We start from the raw sequence: 1,609 nt of genomic DNA, 5'->3' as shown, positions 1-1,609 counted from the left end.
GGCGACGTCCTCCGGCTCACCGGGCGACGACACTCCCCGCGCAGGCTCCTCCGCCTCGGCACCACCCACGACCGGCGACGTGTCCTCACCCACCGTCGAAGGCACATCCAGGCCCCAGAGCCTGCCGCCGGGCGCGCACCGGGAGGCCGGAGGGTTCGCCTGGGCGACACCCGACGGCTGGCGGCGGGACGTGAAGACGGGCGCGGAGGTGCACTACACCTCCCCGGACGGCACGCAGGAACTCGTCGGCAAGTCGTCCCTGGCCCACGGCGACCTGCTGGCGACCTGGCAGACCTCGGAGCGCAACGCCCACCAGGGCGAGGACTACCGCAAGGTCCGCCTGGAGGAAACGACGTTCCGCGGCCGGCCGGCGGTGGTCTGGGAGTACACGTTCACGCTGAAGGGCGTCCACTGGCACGCCCGCCTGCTCGGCTTCAACAGGGACGGCACGTCGTACCAGATCAACACCTGNNGACGGAAAAGCCCCCCGTTCGCCACGAACGGGGGGCACCAGGGAAGAACCGGTCAGCCGACCGAGACCTCGTCAGCGGCGGCCCGCCGCCCCCCGAGGACCTTCTCCTTCACGAAGGCGACGACGAGGACGAGCGCCGCGACGAGCAGCGACAGCAAGATGGTCTCGCGCCCGTCGTGCTCGGTGTCGGTGAGCATGTAACCGAGGATGAACACGATCAGCGCGGCCGTCGCCCAGGTCAGATACGGGTACAGCCACATCTTCACGACGAGCTTCTCGGGCGCCTCGACCTGGATGATCTTCCGCATCCGCAGCTGGGAGAAGCAGATCACCAGCCACACGAACAGGGCGACGGCGCCACTGGAGTTCACGAGGAAGAGGAAGACGGAGTCCGGGTACTTGTAGTTGAAGAACACGGCGACGAATCCGAACGCGACGGACGCGAGGATCGCCGTCCGCGGCACGCCGTTGGCGGTGGTCCGGGCGAAGCCCTTGGGCGCGTCACCGCGCTGGCCGAGCGAGAAGGCCATGCGGGAGGCGGTGTAGAGGCCGGAGTTGAGACAGGACAGCACCGAGGTCAGCACGATGAAGTTCATGATCTGACCGGCGTGCGGAATGCCGAGGGAGTCGAGCGCGGCGACGTAGGAGCCGTCGTCGGTGATGGACTTGCTGTCCCACGGCAGCAGGGACACCACGACGAAGATCGAGCCGAGGTAGAACACGGCGACACGCCAGATGATGCTGTTGGTGGCCTTGGTGACGGCCTGCTGCGGGTTCTCGGACTCACCGGCGGCCAGGGTGGCGATCTCGCTGCCCATGAAGGAGAAGACGACGAGCAGCACACCGGTGAGGATCGCCCCGGCACCGTGCGGCAGGAAGCCCCCGTGCCCGGTGAGGTTGCTCAGCCCGGCCTGCTCACTGTCCACACCCGGCAGGAGCCCGAACACGGCCAGCCCGCCGATGACGATGAACGCGGCGATCGCGACCACCTTGATCCCGGCGAACCAGAACTCGAACTCTCCGTACGACCCGACGGAGACGAGGTTGGTGGCGGTGAGCACCAGCATCACGATGAGCGCCCAGCCCCACTGGGGCACGGCCGGTATCCACCCTTCGAGGATCTTCGCCCCGGCCGTG

The 1,609-nt window shown here is 68.2% G+C and carries 1 protein-coding gene; it reads right to left on the bottom strand.

Annotated elements, in window-relative coordinates:
* Window positions 1-525: 525 nt before the first annotated feature.
* Window positions 526-1,609, bottom strand: a 1,084-nt coding sequence (locus tag CCL05_RS40375) for an amino acid permease (RefSeq protein ID WP_086565564.1), incomplete at its 5' end; no start/stop codon positions are given.

It is taken from the genome of Streptomyces africanus, from assembly GCF_002150735.1.
Lineage (GTDB): Bacteria > Actinomycetota > Actinomycetes > Streptomycetales > Streptomycetaceae > Streptomyces > Streptomyces africanus.
This window is presented reverse-complemented; position numbering and strand designations above follow the sequence as displayed.